The organism is Oleiphilus sp. HI0067 (genome assembly GCF_001635735.1).
In genome coordinates, this window is sequence record NZ_LWFI01000531.1 from 1 (window position 1) to 1,323 (window position 1,323).

General features: G+C 40.4%; 3 protein-coding genes. 2 read left to right on the forward strand and 1 reads right to left on the reverse strand.

Features of this window, described 5'->3' with window-relative positions; genetic code table 11:
- On the forward strand, positions 1-270 hold a 270-nt coding region (locus A3739_RS06215), incomplete at its 5' end, for a fatty acid desaturase (protein WP_197472113.1).
- Positions 270-1,109 (forward strand): sterol desaturase family protein, encoded by an 840-nt coding sequence (locus A3739_RS06220; protein ID WP_082878295.1) that lies wholly within the window; start codon positions 270-272, stop codon positions 1,107-1,109. The genes A3739_RS06215 and A3739_RS06220, both read left to right, overlap by 1 nt.
- On the opposite strand, the gene A3739_RS06225 is transcribed toward A3739_RS06220, so the two are convergent.
- The coding region (locus tag A3739_RS06225) for a MarC family protein (RefSeq protein ID WP_231877021.1) at positions 1,084-1,323 on the reverse strand (240 nt) is incomplete at its 5' end. The two genes, A3739_RS06220 and A3739_RS06225, sit on opposite strands and share 26 nt — an antisense overlap.

Consider the following 1,323-nt stretch of genomic DNA (forward strand, 5'->3'; position numbering starts at 1 on the left):
ATTCTAGGCTCGTCCAATATTGAAGGCTCTAAACTTTTCCATATCCTCACTGGCCATTTAAGCTATCAGGTTGAACACCACCTGTTCCCTGATATTCCAGCACCTAGATACCAAGAAATGGCTCCTAAAGTGCAAGAAATTTGCAGAGAACACGGAATTCCATACAATACCGGTAGCTTCGGGAGGCAGTATTGGGGCGTATTCAAGCGCATCGTCAAATATTCATTCCCAACATCAGTTACGAGCCAGGTGAAATCTATACATAACTAATGGAAGTACTTTCAAGCGTTATTGAACAATATCAGAGCATCATAAGACTATCCGTTTTTGGATTATGTCTTATGTCTTTGTCTCTTATTGAACATCTAATCCCCGCACGTCAATCTGGTAAAAATAACCCAAGACATTTTGTCGAAAACATATCCTTAACAGGATTAACGAGCCTTGCCCTTCAAATAGTCCCCGTTGTGCTGGCTGCCAACATCGCTCTGCTGAATGAAAGTTGGCAGATAGGCATTTTTTATCTAATCAGCGACAACAATAACCAACTTGCCATAATTGTTATTGTGTCGGTAATCATTTTGGATTTTATTATTTACTGGCAGCACAGAGTTTTCCACAGAGTGCCTATTCTATGGAAACTACATCGAGTTCATCATAGCGATCCATCTTTAAACGCAAGCAGCGCACTTAGGTTCCACCCTTTTGAACTGCTTCTATCAACCCTAATAAAATCGACCGTCGTCCTAGTATTCGGTATTCCCTTCGCAGCTATTGTCATATTCGAAATAGCTCTCAACGCTTTCGCATTATTCAATCATTCAAATATTCGCTTTACACCAAGAACTGAAAACGTATTGCGAAAAATATTAATTACGCCCAGTATTCATCGAGTACACCACAGCATTCATCATGCAGATCACGACCAAAACTTTGGATTTAGTGTCGTGTTTTGGGATAGATTATTTGGCACCTATAAGTCCGAAAGTTCACTCGGACGGCACTACTCAATAGGTTCAAATGAAATGACTAATGAAAATTGCAAGGGTTTTTATCGCCTGTTAAAGCAACCATTCATTCCAACTAAATCATTGCAGAAAACGCAATAATTCCGTCTGCTATAAACTGAATAGCAAGTGCGGCAAGCAATACGCCGAGAAAGCGTCTTAGCACCTCATCACCAGTCCGACCTATTAATTTTTTGACTGGGCTAGCCAAGCATAATGAAATAAATGAGATGCATCCTACGACTATCACTGCACTAAACACCGCTAATTTAGCATCTAGAGTACTTGCTCCCGAATACAGCAAAACGACCATTGT

What these genes read in the sequence shown, in the direction of transcription:
- A3739_RS06220 (WP_082878295.1), top strand. Translation starts at nt 270, where the DNA reads ATGGAAGTACTTTCAAGCGTTATTGAACAATATCAGAGCATCATAAGA.